This is a genomic window from Paraburkholderia atlantica (assembly GCF_009362785.1).
GTDB classification, from domain to species: domain Bacteria; phylum Pseudomonadota; class Gammaproteobacteria; order Burkholderiales; family Burkholderiaceae; genus Paraburkholderia; species Paraburkholderia atlantica.
The window spans coordinates 1-21,770 of the sequence record NZ_WHNQ01000031.1 but is presented as its reverse complement, the minus strand read 5'-3'; the positions used below and the strand labels follow the sequence as shown (position 1 = coordinate 21,770).

Below are 21,770 nucleotides of genomic sequence, written 5' to 3'. Positions count from 1 at the left end.
TCATGAAATTCATCGCTGCACTGCTCTCGGCACTCGTATTGAGTGCGACCGCGTCGGCTCAAACCCCGGCGATCAAGACCGCCGGCGTTGACCACGTCGGCATCAATGTCCCCAATCTCGCAGAGGCAGCGGCATTCCTCTCAACGACATTCGGATGCAAGCCTGTCACGCTCATTGGACCGTTCAAGCTGACTAGCTCGTTGTCCGAGGATCGCACCCACCAAGTCGCCGCGCGAGCCGATAGCGTTTCGATCGCCATGTTGCGTTGCGGGACGGGTTCAAACATCGAGTTGTTCGAATACAAGAACTCGACCGGAAGCACACTGATCCCGAACAACGAAGATCTGGCTGCATCTCACATCGCCTTTTACACTGACGACGTGCAAGCCGGTGCGGCCTACCTCAAATCTCGAGGCATTACGGTCTTTGGCGAACCCATGAAGATGGAGAGCGGTGACACTGCAGGCGAGACATGGGTGCATTTCCGCTCGCCTTGGGGCTATGAAATGGAACTCGTCGGTTACCCGAAGGGTAAAGCGTATGAGAAGTCGAAGAGCATCAAGCTCTGGGACCCCAAGCATCCGAACGAGTGAATTTCCCTCTGCCGGCGACAGGTCGAGCTGAAAGGCTGTCGCTACTCTGATGAAAATTGGTGATCTTGAAGTCGTACGTGCGTCGCGTGTCGTTTTGCGTTCAGGCGTACCGGTAAAACTCAGCGATCGCGCCTACGACTTGCTCGAACTTCTGATCGACGCCAACGGTGCGTTGGTGTCGACCAAGACGATCCTTACGAAAGTGTGGCCGACGACGATCGTCGAAGAGAACAATATTCAAGTTCACATTTACGCGCTTCGTCGAATGTTAGGGCAACACAAGCACTTGATTCAGACGTCCTTCGGTCGAGGCTACCGGCTTGCTTTGAGTGTCGCACCCGACCTGGAGAACGCGACGACGCACAGGCCCGGCAAACGCAGTCGCGAGTCAAATCTCATGGGCATTCGCACCGGCATCAGTCCATGACTCAGGCGCTCGCATGGACATGGCGTCAGTTTTCGACCGAACAGAAAACCATACTGACGCATTTCGCCAGAGATTCTGAATCCGCGTCACTTGACCAGCTCAACGAGCTTGCGCGCATGACGACGCCATTACCTGAAAAGGCCCTCGATGCGATCAGCGGGCTCGTCGACAGCGCCTTTATTTTCCGGTCATATGAAGGCACCGACACGCGCTATCGAATATTGAACACAGTGAGGCGTTTCATCATTTCGCTAGACAACGGCCTTTGACAGGTTCCTGGCAAACGCTCCGCGCTTAGCCCGTCAAGCCGCACTGATGACGATATAATTCCCCAAGTCGAGGACATCGTCCGGCACGTTGGGAAGTTCCCGCGCGAGATCCTCACCTCGGCGTTATCGTGGACGTGGGAGCATTGACGATTGAACGTAGTTCCAGGTAGTGATACTGACGCATCGCATCGCCCGTCGGAACGGCGATCGCCCGTGGAGCAAGTCGGTCCATTGGAAGTCAACCTCGAACAAAGAACGGTCACACGCGACAATGAGCGCGTGTCGTTGGGCCGCCGCGCCTATGCGATTCTCGCTGTATTGATCGAACACCGAGGGTCATTGGTGACCAAGCAGGATCTTGCCAAACAGGTCTGGCGAGATCGCGATGTTGAAGAGAATACGCTGCAAGTTCACGTGATGTCGTTGCGTCGCGCGCTCGGAACGGAGCGATCGCTGATACAGACGATCCCCGGACGGGGCTATATCCTGCTCGCTCGACCCATCCACGCTCCTGGAAGAACCCGACGCGCCACGCACCAGGAATTGCCGTACGTCGACACGCTGTTTGGGCGAGAGACGGCGATTACGCACGTTGTCGATCTGATGGCCTCACGACAAGTCGTGACGCTAGTAGGCGCGGGCGGAATAGGGAAGACCAGTCTCGCTGTCGAACTTTGTCGAGGCCTTGGCGATCGTTTCGAGGTCGTCCGCTTCATCTCGCTGTCATCCATTTCGACCGAGAGACAGGCGAGGGAAGCACTGCTTTCTGCGTTTTCCGGCACCGCTCGCGGCACCGCGGTTTCGGTTGATCAACTGGTCGGCGCGCTGAAGGGGACGCGCTGCCTGCTGGTCCTGGACAACTGCGAGCATCTCATCGACGTAGCGGCCGCGATCGCCGTTGATTTGACCGCAGCCAATTCCGATATCCGCGTCGTTGCGACAAGTCGTGAGCCACTTGCCATTAGCGGCGAGGCCCTCTACTGGGTGCCGACTTTGGCGTGTCCGCCGGAGGGCGCCACGCTCGAGCAACTCGAGACCGCCGACTCGGTGAGCTTGTTTACTTACCGCTCGCGGCGATTCTCGATGCCTTTGGTAAACGACGAGGCCACGCTTTCGATGGTCGCCGATATTTGCCGACGGCTGGACGGAATTCCCCTCGCGATCGAACTTGCCGCGTCTCGTACAGCCAGCCTCGGGCTGGAAGCGATAAAGGCAAACCTCAACCGAAGGTTTGCCATCCTGACCGGCGGTTCACGCGACGCGTTGCCGAGGCATCAGACGCTCAGGGCTGTCTTTGACTGGAGCTACCGATTGCTCTCTGCGAAGGAGCAGTTAGTGTTCCGGCTCGTCGGAGTGTTCGTCGACGGATTTTCTCTGGAAGGCGCGTGGTCGCTCGCAACCGGCTTTGGCCTGACATCGCAAGAGACGACTGAGGCACTCGCAAGCTTAGTGTCTAAATCGCTGATCTCGATGGACCGCACGCGTGCGAAACGATATCAACTACTGGACAGCGCGCGGGCCTATGCAATCGATTGCATGGAGGCCAACGGTGAAAAGGCCGCCGCCGATCGAGCTCATGCAGAGTTTTTCAAGAGCCTTGTCGCCGATGTGCGCATAGCGGTACGCGAAGCGGCGGGTATTCAAACGTGGCCCGAGTTTGAGGCTGACCGGGGTAATCTGCGCTCCGCGATGACGTGGGCGTTCAGCCCACTCGGTGACGTGCGATTCGGCATTGAACTTGCATCGCAGTCTGCATCGCACTTCTTCGAACTGTCGGCCCTGGACGAGTGCACGTATTGGTCTTCGAAGGCACTGCAGGCGCTGCGCGATGCCTCGCTTGAAGAGCAGTTGCCCACGGTTCACCTGAATCTGCTGTGTGCGTATGCAGCTGCGCTTGTGTACATTGAAGGTCCAAGTCCTCTTGTGTACACGTTGTGGGAACAAACGTTGGCTGTTGCCTTGGCGCACGACGCGTTAAGCCACCAGTTACGTGCGATGTGGGGTCTTTGGAACGCGAGCCAGTACGGCGGATTCGCCTATACGGCGCTCAACCGCGTAAAGGAGTTTGACAAGGTCGCTTCAACGCGCGGAAGCACCTTCCAGGCAACCCTGAGTCACCGACTGTATGGCATTGCCTTGCATTACCTCGGACGTCACCACGAGGCTGCGGTCGAGCTTAAAGCGGCGCTCAGTTCTGACGAACTTGACACGAAGAAGTGGGTGATCACCGGGATACGAACAGGTCAGGCTGCGGTCACCAAGGCGACGCTTGCCAGAGTGTTGTGGTTTCGGGGCGATCGAGAGGGCGCCCTTGCCATGACGCGTGAGGCCGAGGACGATGGAAGGACATTCGGCCACGAATTGACGCTAGCTTATATCCTGCTTGAAGCGAGCGTATCCATCGCCATATTTACCCGAGATTCCGTTGCCCTGGTGGATGCGGTCGAGGAGCTTGCTCGTGAGTGCAAAAAAGCCGCACTCCATATTTGGCTCCAGTGTTGTGATGCGTTTATGTGGGTCGCGCGCGCGATGAACTCGCGCCTCGATTCGAGCGAGCTCCGTAGCTTCGAGACTGCCATCGTACGACTCAAGCAGACACACTATCTGGCGGTCTATCCGCTGGTTGCCGTTGAGTACGCGCGCGCGTTGCACACTGCTGGCCGTTCCTCCGGCGCAGTCGATTTCCTGTCCGACGTCATTGGCGAGTGCGAACTGTCGGGCAACCTTTGGTATATCGACGAGCTTCGAGCAGTGCTCAGCGACCTACCTGGATGATGTGCGAGTCTGATCGAGGTCAGACGTCGCGGCCTCCACCGACATCGATCCGGCAAGCATACGCTGCGTATCTCGACGCAAGACTTCAACTTCGGACAACCCGATAGAGTTCTGCGGCATCGGAGCGCGACAGCAGGAAATCCATTCAAGAATTTTCTTTCCATTCGGGCTGTCGATGCCATCACGCGAGAATTGGCCATCGGACACCATCGCTCCGCCTGTTTCGAACAGCGTCCTGAGGTGTGTGCTCGAGACCATCGATTTCACGTAAGCGAGTGCAAGGTCTTTATGCGGAGACCAACGCGTGATCGCCCACCCGATGCCTCCGGCAATGGGCAGCGAGAGTTTCGCAGCCGGGGCATTGGCACCGGCTGAGCCCGGGAGCGCGACGGGCAAATAGCTTCCGACCTTATCGGGCCCGAGGACCGCTTCGAATTGCTTCCAGTGTGCGGTGTCCGAGACGAGACCGATGATATTTGCGGCTTCTCCGCGCATGAATCGATCGTATTGGTCTGGGAATGTCGCTGTCGAGTTCACCCCTTTGGTGTACCAGCCTGCTTTTGATTTCTCGACCCAGACACGCAGGATGCTGCTCACAGCAGGGTCGCTCCACGCGAGCTTTCGGTCCGCCCAGGCGGCTCGCTGTGCGTCGCTCCATGAATTCGCCGCAATGGAATTGAAGAAGAACATCGAGCCATAGCCATCCTTGTTGCCCATCGCGAAGCATGCGACATGCAATCTCGCGATGATCCGGGTGCAGTCGGCTTCGAGTTCCGCCCAATTGACCGGAGGCTTGTCTGGATCGAGTCCGGCCTTACGATAAAGATCCTTGTTGTAGTAAACGACCTGGCCTTGCAGCGTGAGCGGAACTGCGTAGATCGTATTATTCTCAGCCGAGAACGCTTCCCATCCGACAAGCCGGTTTCGAAGCCTGCCGAGATCTGGATTCAGCGCCACGAGCGCGCCGGCCCGCTCGCGGGTCGGGGTGCCTCCGTGAAGCATCACGATATCCGGTCCTTGATTCGCACCGATCGCGGCACCCAGCAGCGAATAATACTGGTCGTGGGGTTGCGCGACATGCTTGACGATGACGCCCGGATGTACCGCTTCAAAATCTTTGACCGTCTGCTGGAAGTATGCAGCGATCGAGGGGTCCGCCGATTTAAAATCCCAGACCGTAATCGTGGTGGTTTCTGCCGAGGCGATTCCGCTAGATGCCGCCAATGTGACGAGAGCGACCCACATCGCTACGCACTCGCGAAGCTGTTGCCATATAACGCGGTACTGCTCAAAACGCATTGAAATTCTCCGATGGAGGTTAAATCAGTTGCTGGCGAAACACCTGCGATCGCTCCGTCGTGCGGTGGCCACCGCCGTTTGTTAGCGCAAGAGAATATAGCTGAAAATATAAGGTCGTCTTCGCCGCCCAGTCGCGGTGACGTTGCGAGTGGGTAAATGGATCGCTGCTACGTCTGTAACACAGGGCACGCCGCCGCCAGCCCCCTCATTACCACACGGCGTAGTTTCGCGACAGACGTTGGCGCGAGTTTGCACGCCTACACTGCGAACCGGTTGGAACTCGTTCTGCCTTCGGCGTCGTCCACCCGGAGAGAGCCCCATGTGTCATTTATCTTGAGAACGGAGAGCGTACATGTCGAACGACAATGCAATACTGGTTTTGGGCGCATGAGAACTCGGCCTGGCCGTGCTGCGCAACCTGGCGCGACGTGCGATGCGTGCGGCCGGCGTATCCATCGCGGTACTACTTCGCCCCTCGGCAACAGCGTCCGACGATGCGACAAAACGGAACGAACTGGCCGAGTTGCGCGAACTCGGCATCGAATTCGTCGAGGGTGACCTCGCGCGGCAATCGTGCGCCGAACTTGCCGCCACGTTCCGCCGGTTCGATACCGTCATCTCATGCACAGGCTTCGTCGTCGGTCCAGGTGTACAACTGAAAATTACACAAGCCGCACTGGACGCCAAGGTCAAGCGGTATTTCCCGTGGCGGTTCGGTGTGGACTACGACATTATCGGCAGAGGTAGCGCACAGGTCCTTTTCGACGAACAGCTCGACGTACGCGACCTTCTTCGCGCGCAGACAGGCACCGAATGGGTGATCGTCTCCACCGGCATGTTCACTAGTTTTTTTTCGATCCGTCGTTCGGCGTCGTCGATCTCGCGACAAATACGGTCAACGCGCTGGGCAACTATGACAACGCGGTGACGGTGACAACGGCGGAGAACATTGGCTTCATGACGGCTGAGATAGTCTTCGAGGAGCCGCGGATTTCGAATCGCGTGGAGTACATCGCCGGGGACACCGTTACGTATCGCGAAGTGGCCGATACGCTCGACCGCGTGCTAGGTGTTCAAGTCAACCGCAATGAATGGACCGTGCGCGAACTGGAGCGACGGCTTGCCGAAGCGCCTGGTGACACGTTGCGCAAATATCGTGCGGTGTTCGCTCAAGGACGCGACGTAGCGTGGGACCCGACGCAGACGTTCAATGTGCAGAAGGGTGTCCGTCTCTGCGGGATCGAAGACTGGGTGCGCGGTAACCTGTCGAGCCTGAGCCCCGCGTCCGTCGACTTGGCCGGATAACTGTCCCGCTCACTGTCTCGCATAATGGCCGTGCGCTTACCGCTAGGAAGCGGACGGCGTCGCTTGTCGGGTGAACGGCTGCGATGGCGCGGGCGATCATCGAGGATTTGACGGGGTCTTGAGCCAGCGCGCCTGCGCGCAATGGCAAATACCGGATCGCGGCGACTCACCGGCACAGGCATATTTGCCTGTAACCCCTGCGATGCGTCTCAGATACGAGACGCTGTCAAGCGCGTGTGCTTCTCGTTCAATACATCCCGAGATTGCGCTGCAACGCCGCGGCGAAGTGCGCCGTGACGGCGGCTTCGGCGGCATCCGGATCACGCACCCTGCAAGCCTCGAGAATCGCGAGGTGTTCCTTGAGCGTGCGCAGTACGAGCGGCGCAGTGAGCTTGCGTTCGAGGCGCAACAGCTTCAGGTAATTGTGCATGCGCCGGTAACTGTTCTCGACGAGCGGATTGCCGAGCGATGTGATGACTGCATGATGCAGTGAGGTTTCGAGCGCTTCGACTTCGGTGAGGTACTGCGCATTGAGACCTTGCTTCTCGATCGCGGTCACCAGCGCGAGATGGCGCTTTTCGAGTGAACCAATCGACTCTTCATCCGCGGTCTCGGCGAACACGCGGATCGCCGCGCGCTCGATGATGCTGCGGAACTGATACGTCGCCCGAGTAAGTTCGAGCCCCGGCTTGATGAACTGAATGCCCGAGCGCGGGTGAATTGTCAGTACCCCTTCCGCTTCGAGCACGCGCAATGCGTCACGCAGCGGCGCTACGGGTATACCCAGAAGCTGGACGAGTTCGTTCTGCGAAACGAATGCACCGGCAGGCAGTTTGCGTTCGAACAGCCCCTCGAGAATCCGCTCGTACGCAATGTCGCTGAGCCGCCCGCCGCCGCTTGCAGTCTCGGTGGCCGGCGAACTTTCCACGGCCGTTTTAGCGGATGCCGGCTCGGCGAGGGCATCTTTTCTCGTTCTACCCACTTGTGATCTCCGATCATAACGACTAACATGATATATCAATTGCGACATCTGATCTATCAGTGCACTCGATCATGCGTATCGTTGACTTCCGTATTACGCGTTTCCAGTTTGCCCGAGATCGGGTGATCGGCGATAGCCAGGTCCGGGCCGACGATGCTCACGTCGTGGCGCTCGAGCTGATAGGTGAGAAGGGGCTCACGGGCCTGGGCTTTGCGCAGTCATTGTTCGTGCCGTTGCCGCCCGAAGCGGAAATCGAGCGCATTTTCCGCTTTGAAGTCTGGCCCACGCTCGAAGGAGAGCGGCCGCTCGCACTCGTGCACCGTGTAGCGCGCCCGCGCGGCGGCAACCACCGCGCGTGGACATTGCCTTTTCATGAAGCAATCCAGGTCGCGCTATGGGACCTGGCCGCGAAGCAGGCGGGCATGCCGCTCTGGCAGATGCTCGGTGCGCGGCGCGACCGGATCAAGGCGTACGCAAGCGGGCTCGACTTTCATCTGAGCGACACCGACTTCGTCGAACTTTTTGGACGTGCCGACGCACTCGGCTATACCGCGTTCAAGATCAAGGTCGGGCACCCGGACTTCGAGCGCGACCTTCATCGCCTCGACTTGCTCAAGAAGGCCGTGCGGGCCGACGCGCTCGTCATGATCGATGCGAACGAAGCATGGTCACCCAAGGAAGCCGTGGTGAAACTCGAACGCATCCGCGACGCCGGGCACGCCTTGCTCTGGGTCGAGGATCCGACGTTGCGCAACGATTTCGAAGGCCTGCGGCACATCCGGCACAACGCCACGTGGACCGCGCTGAATACGGGCGAGTATCTCGATGCGAGTGGCAAGCGTGCATTGATGGCGGCCAACGCTGTCGACATCCTCAACGTGCACGGGCAGGTGACGGATGTCATGCGGGTGGGCTGGCTCGCGGCCGACCTCGGTGTGCCGGTCAGCATGGGCAATACCTTCCTCGAAGTCGGCTTGCACTGCGCATGCGCGCTGCCCGGCGTCGAATGGCTTGAATACTCGTTCCAGAACTTCGACGCGCTGGTTGAAGAGCCGATCGTCATTGTCGACGGCATTGCGATGGCACCCGATCGTCCCGGACACGGGCTCGAACTCGGCGAATATGCGCGCCGCGAACTACGGCGACCCGATGTGCTTGACCGGAGCGAGCTTGGCGCGCCGCCGCTCTCGAAACCGGCGGCCGTATCGACGGCCGGCTAGGCATGGATTTCATATAAAAACCATTGGAGACAGCTGTGCGAAGCCCATTCATCTCACGCATCGCGGTGTGTCTTGTCGGACTCGCATTATCCGCCGCCGCCGCGGCACAGACCCTGACGGTCTGGGACTGGAAGTCGAGCGATCCCGTTACGTCGACGTATTTCCTGAAGGTCAAGAAAGACTTTGAAGCCTCGCATCCGGGCGTCACGGTAAAGTTCGTCGGCCAGCCGATCGAGCAGTACTACACGATCCTGGGCACCTCGCTGTCGGCCAACGCCGGGCCCGACGTGTTCCTGATGAACGGCGGCGCACAGGCACGTGCACGGATGTCGGACCTCGTCGACCTCAGCGGGCTCGACAAAGGCATGCTCGGGGTGAAGGAGTTTCAGGACGCGAGCGGCAAGACCTATGCATTGCCGCTGACGCTTCAGGGGTTTGTCGTGTATTACAACAAGGCCCTCTACACGCAGGTCGGACTCGATCCGAGCAAGCCGCCGAAGAACTGGGACGATCTCAAGCGCGTTTGCGCGGCCTTCAAGGCCAAGGGCGGCAAGATCCCGTGTTTTGCGCTCGGCAACAAGGAAGGCTACGGTGCAGAATTCTTTTTCTCCTCGTTGGCCGCGACGTCGATGACACCCGACGAACAGGCGCAATTCGCGGCGGGCAAGCTCAAGTGGTCGAGCCCGCAGGTAAAGGGGATTCTCCAGGCGTGGGTCGATACGCAAAAGGATGGCTGGTATTCGAAGGGCGCGAACTCGACGACGAAGTTCATGGATGAATACGAGCAATTCATGCGCGGCGATGCGGGCAACGCGATCGGCCTAATTTCCGATGTCGCGCACTGGAAGCAGTTCGAGAATTTCCTCACGCCCGAAAAACTCGGTGTCTACAAGATGCCGTCGCCGCCCGTTGCGGCCGGCAATCCGCCCGACAATCCCCGTATGCCCGTGTCCGGCGGTATCGGCTACGGCGTGAACAAAGCGTCGAAGAATGTCGCGCTGGCCAAGCAACTCGTGCAAGAGCTGGCGAGCCCGGCTGCCCTCCAGGTCTTCGCCAACGATGCGGGCGCGCTGCCGGCGAACAGCAGTGTCGACCTCGCTTCGTTCAAGGGCCCGACCGTCAAGATCATTCTCGGATGGCTCAAGGACTCCGCCGTGACGACGACGCTGCTCGGCGCATCGGCGGCCGAGATGGAAGAGTGGCACCGTCAGAGCCAGCTGTTGCTTAATGGCGATACGACGGTCGACAAGGCCGCTGCGCGTATGGATGAAGTCCAGGCGTCGGCAAAGCGGTGATGTGTAGCTTGTTGGGCGCGCCGGATTGTTGCAAGGTGAAGCCATCGCAGCACTCCACGTTGTGCGACTCAGGGGGCAACGCCACCCGATAGTGAAGCGAATCAGGCCAGCCCTTGGCGATTGTGTGGCACTCGAAGGCACGTTGAACTACGACCCAGACATGTCGAAATCTTCTGCATCTATGACGAGCGGCGCGGCGCCCGCATCGAAGGCGTCGCCTGCCGTGGTCAGGCCGGGCGGTGACCGTTCGGAGCAGCGCATGGCGTTCGTGCTGTTGCTTCCCGCGTTGCTGCTCGTCATCGTCTTCCGCATCTTTCCGCTCGGATGGGGCGCAGTGCTGTCGTTCCTCGGCGTGACGCCGTCGGGTGCGGTCGGCTTTGTCGGTGTCTCGAACTACGTCGTGCTCGCGCACGATCCGTCGTTCCGCGATTCGGTGGTCAACACACTGATCCTGCTGGCCACGCTGCCAGTCTGGGTCATGCTGCCGATGGTGCTGGCGATTCTGATTCATCAGGGGGTGCCGGGCGGCAAGGTGTTTCGTGCGGTCTATTTCTTCCCGGCCGTGTTGTCGAGCGTGATCATCGGCTCGATCTTCAATGTGGTCCTGCGATACGACGGCAACCTCAATGCGATGCTCGATACGTTTGGCATCGATGCGGTCGACTGGCTTGGCAACGGTTCGACTGCGCTCATGAGCCTGATCGGCGTGCAGATGTGGTCGACCTTCGGCATGGGCGTGCTGATCTTCATGGCGGGCCTGTCGACGGTGCCCGATGAGATGATCGAAGCCGCGCGGCTTGACGGCGCCAATTTCTGGCAGACGTGGATCTACATCATCATCCCGATGCTGCGGCCGATCATCGAATTCGTGGCCGTCGTCACGACGGTCGGCGTGCTGACGTCGATGTTCGGACTCATCTACGTGTTGACCGATGGGGGGCCCGGCACATCGACGACCTTGCCGGAATTCCTGATCTGGATCGAGCAGGGCAAGATGAATCGCCCATCGTATGCGGCAGCGATCTCCGTCGTGCTATTTGCGCTGATGGGCGGCATTGCATGGCTGCAGATCCGGATCATGACCCGTAACGCGAACCTCTGAGGCTCATGGCATGGCGATTACCGTAAAGCAGGACCGGCGAGTGCTCTGGACGCTGTCCGTTCCGATGGCCGTGCTCGCCGTGTCGTGCGTCTATCCGCTGGCGTTTGCGCTCAACAACGCGTTCAAGTCGACGCGTGACTATATCTTTGACCGTTTCGGCATCGCGGGTCATCCGACGTTCGAGAACTTCATTCAAGCTTGCGTGCAGGCCAATCTTGGAGAGTACTACATCAACTCGATACTCGTGACGGTGGGCGCGGTCGCGTGCTTGCTGTTCGTTTCATCGCTCGCGGGCTTTACGTTCGCATTTCTGCGGTTCCCGCATCGCAAGCTGATTTTCGTGGTCATCCTCGCGTCGCTGATGATTCCGGTGCAGGTGGTGCTCGTGCCGTTCTATCAGACGATTATTGCGTTGGGCCTGTTGAATACCCGCGTGGGCCTGATCATTTCCTATACGGCCTTCTTTCTTCCATTTAGCGTGTATCTGATGACCGCGTTTTATTCGAGTTTGCCGCGTGACCTGCTCGAGGCCGCGCGGATCGATGGCGCGGGCATTCTGCAGGCGTGGTGGTACGTGATGCTGCCGATGGGCAAGCCTGCGCTCGTCACGCTCGGCATTCTGAACACGCTGTATTGCTGGAACGATGTACTGATTTCGCTGCTCGTGCTTCAGGACAAGCGCACGCTAATGGTCGGTATCGCCGCATTGCGCGGCGAATATACGACGAATGTTCCGCTGTTGTGCGCGGGTCTTGTGCTGGCCGCGGCGCCGATCGTCGTGCTTTACGTCGTGTTCCAGCGGCGCATCGTGTCCGGCATCGCCGTGGGTGCGGTAAAGGGGTGATTCGCTGCGGCCGGCATCAATCGTCCGGACGTGATTCAGCGCCTCGGCCAATATCCACCGCGCCGCTGGCGCGCCGCGCATTCTCGGCCTGGAGCTTTCCGGCACGATCGTCGGGGCCGGCGCAGAAGCCGATCCCGGTTGCTCCATGCGGTGAATCGAGGCGTGGCGACCCGTACCTGCGTACGTTGTTGATACATGGGCCGCGGTCTGTGCTGTGTCACACCAAGGTACCAACCGCTTGGAAAGGCGATGCAGATGAGACGCCCAGCAAATGTCGTGGCGGTAGCCTTGGCAAACAAAATGGCACGAACTGCCTGGGCGATCCTCGCTCACGGGACGTCGTACGAAGTGCATCAAGTAAGCAATAGACCCATTTGGAAGTTTTGTCTCTGAAGCGTCGAGGCACTGGTAGGTTGCTAAGGTTGATTTCAATGTGATGGCGAGACAGGTTGGACCAGCCCGATCCACGTGCGCAGAGTGCATTGGTGGCGGGCGCCACGCCCGAGGCGAAGTTGTCGCTTTGTCCAGGTGGCCAAATCACTTGCTCATTGCTGGAGAAATGCATGTTTCCCGCGAGCGCCATCCAACGAAGTATCGACCGGCATCTTGCGCAAACCTTGAACAAAAAATCTCTCCCGACTGCTCTCTGCATCCAGATTCGCAGGTTTAAGGCTGATTGCTCGTATAAGGACATCGTCCGACGAATGTCCGCCCCTCGAAACCTGCCATTGATGCAGAGCGGACTTCGCGGACCGCCTCGGGTCGGATATTGACGTTCACCGACCAAGTGGGCCGATCCAAGCATCGGCCGGCTGTGAACTTCCGGGTTCGGCCATCAAGCGTCATTCGCCTGCGCGCGCCTGACGACGTTCGGACGTCGGTGACGTTCCTCACAACGGCCATTCGAATCGGTCCGGCATTCCAATGCAGATGAATAAGCGGCTTTCGGAATCTTCCACCGCAGCTTTCTCCAGTCGGCCTTCCTCCAAATAGATACCCGCCCGTCTATCCGTCGCTGGCCACATGGTCTCCGGTAATCCTCGATGAACCTATTAAATGCATGGTTGCCGCCACGTTCTGAGTTCGGAGTCGCATCGCTCTTGCCACGATGCACGCGGGCCTGTCCCGCACATCATGGCCGGCAAACCCATTTACCGATATCAAAGCCTATCGGTTTTCCCGTCCCGACAAAAATGCACTCTGCTTATCCGCGGCGCTCACAGAGCTGCATATTCCCTGCATATGCATGTCTAGGTACTCAAGGTGCGCAATTCGCCAGAGAGTAACCCCTTCAAAGTCCTTAGGAAGATACCAAGAATTGCAAGGCTGGCGATACAAAGTAGAAGCAAGGCGATGCTACTGGTGATACGACCGGGGCTCTCGCTTGCAACTCTGAGAGAGCAGATCGCCGACGCTGAGAGAGGGAAGCTGACAGCCCACCATGCAAGACGAAAGGGACAGCAGGCTGCAAGATAGCGCATTTGTCCGAAGAGGACCGCGAGGAAAAACAAAGTCAGCATGTAGAGTGCTTCCGCGAACAGGTCATGACTACCGGTCACCGTGATGTAGGCCGAGTAGCCGACGGCAAAGGGCGCAACGAGAATCATCAATGTCGGTCGCAAGCCGTTCGGCATTGGGTCCTCGAACAACAATCGCGCAAAGATCAGCGCAAAGATTGGCACCGCGAAGAATAGCCCAACCGCGAGTGCGAATACGCCGAGTTCCGAAGTGGCTGGTAGACCGAGCGCGGGCATCGCCAATGGCAGGTCGAGCATGCCAACAACCGGAATAATCCACGCAGGAGTAGCGTGGGGCAACTGCTGGCGGCGACTTATCCATCGGCTGACGATGAGCCACGCTAAAAACACCATGCCGACGGCACCCAATACCCACATGCCGAACGCAAGTTCATGGCTTACACGTACCAGAACGATTGGCAGCAGCAGAAGACTGATTGCTACCGTTCCGAACAGAGAGCCGGCAATCGGATGCCCAAACTCCGTCTTCACCGCGTGCCAGGCAGTCAGGCATTTCCAACCATATCCAAGAACCAGCGAGACGAAGACCGCTACGGCGACAGCTCCGATGCCATCAGCGATCGAACCCGGCACGCCATACATCTGCGAAGCAGCGCGCCAGGCAACAGCGAGTCCAACCAGCCCCATGACCGATCCAAATAGTCCGATCGGCAGGTAGTCGAACGCCTGTCCAGTCTGGGGCGGACGACTTGCGAGCATCTGCATTTCCTCGTCGTTGGTACTCATCCGAGCTCCATGCCAGTGAGCGACTCTGGCAGAACTGATCAACGTATGGAAACTTTCTTTTACGATGTCGATACTGTGCGCAGGAACTTGCCATCAGGCCGAGATGCGCGCCAAAAACCGGACTTGTGGGCTTATGTCATCCACATCGTGTAGCGGACGCCCAAATCTGCGCCGTAGTAGCTACCCTTGCGTCATGGCTTTCACGACGTCCTGAGTCGTGACCACAGCGTGTGCGAGAAACGCGTAGTTGACAAGCGCGGCCTTATAGCCGTCGCCCCACGTCGGATGGCGCGGCCCCGCCGTGGCGTCGGCGACGACGGCCACTTCGAAACCTTGCTCAATCAGATCGCGTAGATGAGCTTCGACACACATATTAGCTAGCATGCCGCCAAGCACGACTTTCTGCACATTGCGCTTGCGAAGCTGCAGCGTTAGATCGTTGGTCTGTGGACCGAAAACCTTATGTGGGCTCACAACGATAGTTTCGCCATCGTCAATGAATGGCTTGAATTCCTCCAGCCAGTCGGCCCCCGACTTCTGGAACCCGCTCAGGTTCAGCGCGCCCGTCCGCGCGAACGTTCCCGTTTGAAACTCACCCGTCTCAAGCGGCCCATTGAATTGCCACCGAGTGTCGGTTGGGTAAAAATAGTGCGGGGAGATGAAAACACTGAACTTCCCGGCTTTCGCTGCCCTGAAGATTGACAGCATATTTTCGACGGTCTTGTTTTCAGTCACGCTTGCGCCAAGAACGCCCCAGTTCTTCCCGTTCGGGCTGAGTACGTCGTTCTGGGGATCAGTGAATACTACGGCAGTATCGGCTGGATCGTAGTTCATAATTCGGTCCTAAAAATGGAGTTGAGACGCCCGCCGAAACTGGCCATGATGCACCTTATCGCCGTTCATACACCTCAGGATCGCCATAACGATTATCTGGACCCAGAATAGCCCTTTCAGTCCACCGACGGCGAGCAATACAGATACTGGATTCCGCCGATTAGCGCGGCCAACGACCTATGCCAACGTGATTCGACTATTGTAGTAAAGATTTCTGATGGGACGAGCCTATCCCACGCGAATAGTTGGCTTAATCACCGTTTATTCTTCTACTATGAACAGTGATGTCACGATCTCAAAAGAACGTGTCATTCACCGAAACGGACTGTGAGGCGTTTGCATCGTCGGGCTAGCGGTGCACGTGCCGGCACGGATATTGCCGATAGTGGCAAAACCCTTCCTAAATCGGTCGATTGCACTCGGCTCCAGGTATCGTCAAACGTTTGGGTGCTGTCTTTGATCGTCGCAAATGGCGAGCCAACAGCAGAACTGCATTAATAACGCAACGGTGGGCGGGCCAGTGGCTCGTTTCTTTACCGGTCGGGACAGCTGGCGCCGCAGTAGTGATCTGCGGCTGTTCCTGCCGTGATAGCGGCCGTTGCAACGCCGCAGCCCCCAACGGCTCTGTTGGGTCGACCACAGCCAACCGCATCGGGCGACAGTCGGCCAAAAACCACCGTTCACATGGGGCGTCGGTCAGACCTTCAGGCGTCGGCTCCGCCCCGGTGACCGGTCATCCGATTGTCGAAGATGAACGCTCCTTCTTCGGCCGATGCTCAGCCGAGTAAAGCTGTGCGTTGCCGCTGATGTTCATCGCAGCGATCACCCGGCCATGACGATCGTGAATCTGCGTGGACAGCGGAAACAAGCCGCCTTCGAGCTTCTGGTCGACGATCGCCCAACCTTGGCGGCGCACCCGCGCGATCGTTTTTTTCAATTCTTCCTTTGGTTGCGCGGTGAATATGTTTGCGCGAGAGCACCCTGTCGGCAACCGGAGCGTTATCAAATAAAATTAATCTGCGTCTACCGCATCAGTTGATTGAGCACAGCGCGAGCGTCCGTCGCGCAATCGCGACCATCAAGAAGAAACAGCAGCATGCTTAGGCACCGTAAACTGAACGACCGCGCCGCGCGGCGGCGAGTCAGTTGCCCACAACTGTCCGCCATGGGCGTCGATGATCGAACGGCAGATCGAAAGACCCATCCCCAGGCCGGTCGCCTTCGTGGTGTAGAACGCGGTGAATGCCGGTTCGGTACCGTTCGGGCCGAAGCCCGGCCCCGAGTCGCGCACGGTCACGAGCACGCAGCCTCCTTCGTCTTCCGCTGTGCTGAGACACACCTGTCGTACCCCATCGACGCCGCTCAGTGCCTCCAGCGCATTGACGATCAGATTGAGCAGTACCTGCTGCATTTCCACCCGATCGCCTTCAATAAGCGGCAAAGCTTCCGCGAGTTGCATCTTCAGCCGGGCGCCGCTCTTTTTTGCTTCGCCCTGGACCAGTTCGGCAATCTCGCGGATAGCCTCGTTGAGGTCCACCCGTTCCCTTCTCCGTGGCGCCTTCCTGACCAGTTGCCGGATTCGGTCGAGCACCTCAGCGGCGCGATTCGCGCCGCTGACGATACTGCCGAGCGCACGGCTGGCCTCGTCGACATTGGCGGGCTGGCGGTCGAGCCACCGCAACGCGGCCCGAGCGTCGATCACCGTCGAAGCGATGGGCTGACTGAGTTCATGAGCGATCGAGGCGGCGAGCTGCCCCATCGTCGCGACGCGGTTCGCGTGCGCCAGTTCGGCCTGCACGTCGCGATAGCGCTCTTCGCTCTCACGGATTTTCTTTTCCGCCTGCTTCTGCGCGCTCAGATCGAGAATGTAAGCCACCCCTTGGTTCGGCTCATCCTCGAATGCCGCGCCGCCGATCAGGACAGGTATCCGGCTGCCGTCTTTCCTGAAGAACTCCTTTTCGCAGGCTTGCATGGCGCCGGTCGACTCGAGCTCTTCCAACTCGCGCGGGACGCGTTCTTGCCATTCGGGAGGCGTCATGTCATACCATCGAAGCCCGGCCTTCAAATCCTCACGCTCGTACTGGAGCATGTGAAGGAATGAATCGTTGGCGTCGATGAGTCGTCCGTCCAGGCCCCAGATGACGATCCCAATGAGATTGGCGTCGACGAGGCGTCGGATTCTTGCTTCGCGTTGCGCGACGTCGCGATACAAACGTGCATTTTCTAGCGAAATGGCAGCCTGCGAAGCCACCAGCTTTAGCACGGCGATCCGCGCGGGGCTGAACACGCGGGCGGCGAGATTATTTTCGAGGTAGAGCACGCCCATCAGTTTGGCGCCATTCATCAGCGGCAGGCACAGAACGGAACGAGCACGATGCTGACGGACGTAGGGGTCCGAGTCGGCCATCGGGTCCGATGCGGCATCGTCGAGGAAAATGTTCTCGCGCGTACGCAAGACCTGGTTGAGGATCGACTCCGGCAACATCGCCCCGTCGAGCGGCGCGTCGGATAGCAGCACGTGGACCGCGTCGCCGGCGGTGGTGGCTTCCGCTGCAATCCGGTGCTCGCTCCCGTCTGAGAGGATCAGCAGACCCCGTTCGGCGCCTGCCTGTTCGATGGCCGTGCGCATGATCATCCCGATCAGCTTTTCCCGGTGGATTTCGCCTGACGCCGCCTGCGACACCTTGATCACGGTCGCCAGTTCGAGGTGCTCGATGGGCGCTGCCATCGTATTGGTTGGTCCGGGCACCGTCTCTTCGGTCCTCAGATACGGGTACTGTTCCTCGAGTTGACGCACCTTGCCGATGGCGCCCCAACGCAGATAGCCATAGCGGGCGTCCTGCATATAGGTACGCGCAATTCTTCGAAGACCGCGAGCCGCATAGAAGCGGGACGCGAGTTCGCTGGCCAGCGCCTCGACGTGGACGAATCCGCTATCCTGCGCCGAATCGATGGTCTGCTCGTAGAGCATCTCGGCCTCGACCACTCGTCCTTCGATGCGCGCGATCTCGGCACCGACCAGTGCGGTATGACTTGCGAAGTTCTCTGCGCAGAGATCCGTCCAGATGCGCAGCTGGTTGTGGCGGGCAATCAGCGCTTCGAGGTGCTGCTGGAGGTCGCCGGCGGCAACGGAGTCGCACAGCGCAGCCCGCGCCAGCGCCGCATAGAAGTGATATTCGGCCTCGTCGAGAAACGAGTGCGAGGTCCAGAGCAGCCGTTGCGCCTCCGAGGCAGCAGTCATGGCCGCCTCGTGGTCGCCGGCGAGATAGCGCACCTGGAGTTTCCGTATCCAGTACCAGCATGCAGCGGCCGACAGGGACGGCTTTGCCCGATATTGCTGTTCGGTGCGAGCTTCGTTGAACTGCGCGTCGTCGAGGCAGCCGAATACCGGCGTCAAGCCGCGCAGCGTCCGGATGACCGCAAGCTGGTCTTCGATAAAGTGAATGGCCAGCGCGAATTGCAATTTTGTGGCATACGCCAGGCCGGTTTCACCCTCTCGTTGCACCTCAACCAGTGGCTCGCCGATGAAAAGCAGGTTGGAGACCAAGTGGCTGGACGCGAACGCGCCGAATGGAAGATCGCCGGTGCGGTCCAAAGCGTCGAAAATCCGGCGAAAGTGGTCACCGCAACTTTGCCGCGCAGGTTGCACCCAGCGGGCGACATAAACAAAGAACGCGAGATGCGTGCGGGCTTTAAAGCGTACGAGGCCGCGTCGTTCGACGAGCTTGCAGCCGAGCCGGCCGAATTCGAATCCGGGCTGGTAGTCGCCGAAAAGTCGTCCGGCGAACCAGGGGAATTGGGCATAGGCCACGCACGATGCATCGGCATTGCCTTGCTCGAGACTGAGACTGATTGCCTTGCAGATCGTCAGGCAATTGAGGTTCCCATCGGTAAACAAGGCCGGCCCGAAAAGCTTGGTCAGAACCTCGACGGTTGCCAGCGCGATGGGATTCCCCATCGGCGGCAAATCGATGAGTTCGTCGATGCTCCGGTCGCCAAGCAGTGACCAGATGCGCTCGTATTCGCGGCGCACCGTCGCGTCATCCGGGTGGGGTGACCAGTCGATGCCCACATGCCGAAGGAAGGCGAGGCCAACGGCGATCGCGTTTTCACTCTGGTCGAGAATCAGGTAGGCATCCATCTGCCAGCACGTGACCTGAGCGCGTTCGAGCGTGGTCGTGGCACGCCTCGATAGCGCCGCAAGTCGCGTCTCGGCGGCGAGCAGTTGTCCCGTCAGGAATTCGCATTCGGCCCGGTTCAGCTCCAGCGCGAAGAGCAGATCATGCCGACGCTGCCAGCAATCGTCGCTGAATAGCCCTGCGCCGGAGGTGAAATAGGCGAGCGCCGAGGTGTAGGCCGTCGACGCCCTGGCGCGCTGGCCAGCGTGCAGATTGAGTTCGGCCAGTTGCTCGCGTTCATCCCGTTCGGTGATCAGCACGGCGCCGCGATTGAGTTGCCCGACGATTTCGAAGATCGCTTCCTCGCGCTTTTCCGCCGGCGTCTGCGCGATGAGCAGCCGGCCGATGCGCAGATGCGCGTCGGCGCGCGAAGATTCAGGAATCAGGGAATAGGCGGCCCGATGAACCCGGTCGTGAACGAACGCGTAGGCGCCTTCGAGCCGCACGACGAGTTCCTGGCGAACCGCCTCCCACAGCACGGCGTGAACCTGGGCTTCGGGTGTGCCGAGCACGGCGGACAACGTCGCGATGTCCGCGACATTCCCGAGACAGGCAAGCTGCTGCAGCGCGTGCTGTGTCGCGGGCGGCAGGCGGGTCAGCTTGCCGGCCATCAGGTCCACGACGTTGTCGGTGTAACCGCTGGCATGGATACGGTCGGTATCCCAGCGCCACTGCCGTGCATCGTGATCGAACGCCAGCAGATCGCCTTCGGCCAGCGCATGCAGGAACTGGATCACGAAGAAGGGATTGCCACCCGTCCTGTCGGTCACGAGGCGCACCAGTGGTCCGATCGATTCGGGCGCGCAGTGCAGTGCGTCCGCAAGCAGACTCCCGACGTGCGCATGGGTGAGCGGCGCGAGCCGGATTTCCCCGACCGTCGCGCCCGCGCCGCGGATAGCCTGGAGCCTGGCGGTCAGCGGATGGGCGGCATCCACCTCGTTGTCGCGATAGGCGCCGATGACCATCAGGTAGCGCAGGTCCGGCTGGATCAGCAGATCCGCGAGCAGGTCCAGCGTCGCGGCATCAAGCCACTGCAGGTCGTCGAGAAACAGTGCCAGCGGATGCTCGGCCTGCGCGAAGACGCCGATGAAGCGCCGGAACACCTGCAGGAAGCGCTGTTTCGCCTGTTGTGGTTCGAGTTCCGGGACCGGGGGCGGCTCGCCGATGATCAGCTTCAGTTCAGGGATCAGGTCGCTGATGAGCGCCGCATTGGGCGAGAGCGCCTCGACCAGTCTTGTGCGCCAGCCTGCCAGTTCCGTGTCGGATTTGCCCAGCAGCATGCGCACCAGGCTTTGAAATGCCTGGATCAGCGTGGCATAGGGGATGTCGCGCTTGTACTGGTCGAACTTGCCGGATGCAAACAGTCCACGTGGCGGCACGAGGATCTTGTGCAGTTCATTGACCACCGATGACTTGCCGATGCCCGAATAACCGGACACCAGCACGAGCTCGGGCACGCCCGTCTCGACAATACGGGTGAAGGTGCTGACCAGGGTCTCGACTTCGCGCTCACGTCCGTAAAGCTTCTCGGGGATCATCAGCCGGTCGGGGGTGCCGTGCTCGTCCAGCGGGAAGTCGTCGATGCGGTGCTGACGCTGCCAGTCCGCGAGGCAACGCCGCAGATCATGCTCGACACCGGCGGCAGTCTGGTAACGCTCCTCGGCTGTCTTGGCGAGCAGCTTCATCACGATACGGGAGATCACCGCAGGGACAGCTTCCACCCGCGCGCTGGGTGGCAACGGTGTTCTGGCGATATGGCAGTGCACCCATTCCATGGCGTCGGTAGCGCTAAACGGCAGCACACCCGTGAGCATCTGGTAGAACGTGACGCCGAGCGCATACAGATCGCTGCGCGAATCGATCGAGCGATTCATCCGGCCGGTCTGCTCGGGGGCCATATAGGCGAGCGTTCCGGCGATGGTTTCGGGAGGTTCGGGCGCCTGCCGCTCGCGCGGCAGACGTGAGGCCAGGCCGAAGCCGGTGAGCCGCGCCTGTCCATCGGCGCAATGCACGAGGATATGCGCGGGCTTCAGATCCTTATGGACCAGGCCGCGCTGATGAAGCTTGCCGAGCGCGGCGGCAATGCCAATCGCGAGTTCCAGGAAATAACCGATCTCCATTGGTGCGCCGAGCAGCCTCGCCAGCGGCTCGCCGCCAGGGTCCTCGAGTGCCAGCACGGTCTGGCTGCCTTCGCGCACCAGTCTCAGCGGGCGCACGGCCCAGGCACCGTCAAGCTCGTCCTTCAGCGCGAACTCGTGGGCAAGACGATCGAGACTGGCGGGCATCGGCTGTTCAGCGGCAAGCCGCGCCAGCAGCACTTTCTGGCCGGCCACCACCGGGAACTGTTCTCGCGAGAAAACGCGCTCGCCGTCGTCCCATAGAA

The 21,770-nt window shown here is 59.8% G+C and carries 13 protein-coding genes and 3 pseudogenes; 10 read left to right on the top strand and 6 right to left on the bottom strand.

The features are described 5' to 3' along the window. Nucleotides 1–2: 2 nt before the first annotated feature. The 4 genes from GCT19_RS31370 to GCT19_RS31355 all read left to right on the top strand — a co-directional run bounded on the left by GCT19_RS31370 (nt 3) and on the right by GCT19_RS31355 (nt 4,064). Nucleotides 3–593, top strand: a complete 591-nt coding sequence (locus GCT19_RS31370) for a VOC family protein (RefSeq protein WP_152854068.1) — start codon at nt 3–5, stop codon at nt 591–593. A gap of 49 nt (nt 594–642) precedes the next feature. Then, nucleotides 643–1,020, top strand: a complete 378-nt coding sequence (locus tag GCT19_RS31365) for a winged helix-turn-helix domain-containing protein (protein WP_152854067.1) — start codon at nt 643–645, stop codon at nt 1,018–1,020. Beyond that, nucleotides 1,017–1,289: a hypothetical protein gene (locus GCT19_RS31360; RefSeq protein WP_152854066.1), complete on the top strand. Its 273-nt coding sequence runs from the start codon at nt 1,017–1,019 to the stop codon at nt 1,287–1,289. The genes GCT19_RS31365 and GCT19_RS31360 overlap by 4 nt, the downstream gene beginning before the upstream one ends. Before the next feature lie 231 nt (nt 1,290–1,520). Next, nucleotides 1,521–4,064, top strand: a complete 2,544-nt coding sequence (locus tag GCT19_RS31355; RefSeq protein WP_193727469.1) for an ATP-binding protein — start codon at nt 1,521–1,523, stop codon at nt 4,062–4,064. On the opposite strand, the gene GCT19_RS31350 is transcribed toward GCT19_RS31355, so the two are convergent. After that, nucleotides 4,053–5,363: an ABC transporter substrate-binding protein gene (locus GCT19_RS31350; RefSeq protein WP_152854064.1), complete on the bottom strand. Its 1,311-nt coding sequence runs from the start codon at nt 5,361–5,363 to the stop codon at nt 4,053–4,055. The two genes, GCT19_RS31355 and GCT19_RS31350, sit on opposite strands and share 12 nt — an antisense overlap. A gap of 400 nt (nt 5,364–5,763) precedes the next feature. Between GCT19_RS31350 and GCT19_RS31345 the strand changes: the two are divergent. Further along, a pseudogene (locus GCT19_RS31345) lies at nt 5,764–6,668 on the top strand (aromatic alcohol reductase). A 247-nt stretch (nt 6,669–6,915) separates the two neighbouring features. Here the strand turns inward: GCT19_RS31345 and GCT19_RS31340 are convergent. Then, entirely contained in the window at nt 6,916–7,650 is a 735-nt protein-coding gene (locus GCT19_RS31340) for a GntR family transcriptional regulator (RefSeq protein ID WP_311544419.1), read from the bottom strand. 71 nt (nt 7,651–7,721) lie between these two features. Between GCT19_RS31340 and GCT19_RS31335 the strand changes: the two genes are divergently transcribed. From GCT19_RS31335 to GCT19_RS31310, 5 genes and pseudogenes are all read left to right on the top strand, one after another. After that, nucleotides 7,722–8,870 carry a mandelate racemase/muconate lactonizing enzyme family protein gene (locus GCT19_RS31335; RefSeq protein WP_152854062.1) on the top strand — a complete coding sequence of 383 codons (1,149 nt, stop codon included), beginning with the start codon at nt 7,722–7,724 and terminating at the stop codon, nt 8,868–8,870. Nucleotides 8,871–8,905: 35 nt separating this feature from the next. Then, nucleotides 8,906–10,165, top strand: a complete 1,260-nt coding sequence (locus GCT19_RS31330) for an ABC transporter substrate-binding protein (RefSeq protein ID WP_176136958.1) — start codon at nt 8,906–8,908, stop codon at nt 10,163–10,165. 160 nt (nt 10,166–10,325) lie between these two features. Continuing rightward, on the top strand, nt 10,326–11,267 hold the full coding sequence (locus GCT19_RS31325) for a carbohydrate ABC transporter permease (RefSeq protein WP_227749367.1): 942 nt from the start codon (nt 10,326–10,328) through the stop codon (nt 11,265–11,267). 10 nt (nt 11,268–11,277) lie between these two features. Then, on the top strand, nt 11,278–12,111 hold the full coding sequence (locus GCT19_RS31320) for a carbohydrate ABC transporter permease (RefSeq protein ID WP_152854060.1): 834 nt from the start codon (nt 11,278–11,280) through the stop codon (nt 12,109–12,111). A 149-nt stretch (nt 12,112–12,260) separates the two neighbouring features. Further along, nucleotides 12,261–12,504 (top strand): annotated as a pseudogene (locus GCT19_RS31310) (IS110 family transposase); the annotation flags it as partial. Between the two features lie 857 nt (nt 12,505–13,361). Here the strand turns inward: GCT19_RS31310 and GCT19_RS31305 are convergent. The 4 genes and pseudogenes from GCT19_RS31305 to GCT19_RS31290 all read right to left on the bottom strand — a co-directional run. Next, nucleotides 13,362–14,375, bottom strand: coding sequence for an SLAC1 anion channel family protein (locus GCT19_RS31305; RefSeq protein ID WP_227749366.1), 1,014 nt, complete (start codon nt 14,373–14,375; stop codon nt 13,362–13,364). A gap of 180 nt (nt 14,376–14,555) precedes the next feature. Beyond that, nucleotides 14,556–15,209 (bottom strand): isochorismatase family protein, encoded by a 654-nt coding sequence (locus tag GCT19_RS31300; RefSeq protein ID WP_152854059.1) that lies wholly within the window; start codon nt 15,207–15,209, stop codon nt 14,556–14,558. Nucleotides 15,210–15,942: 733 nt separating this feature from the next. Then, a pseudogene (locus GCT19_RS43645) lies at nt 15,943–16,167 on the bottom strand (IclR family transcriptional regulator domain-containing protein); the annotation flags it as partial. Nucleotides 16,168–16,287: 120 nt separating this feature from the next. Next, a partial coding sequence (locus GCT19_RS31290; protein ID WP_152854057.1) for a trifunctional serine/threonine-protein kinase/ATP-binding protein/sensor histidine kinase occupies nt 16,288–21,770 on the bottom strand: 5,483 nt, incomplete at its 5' end.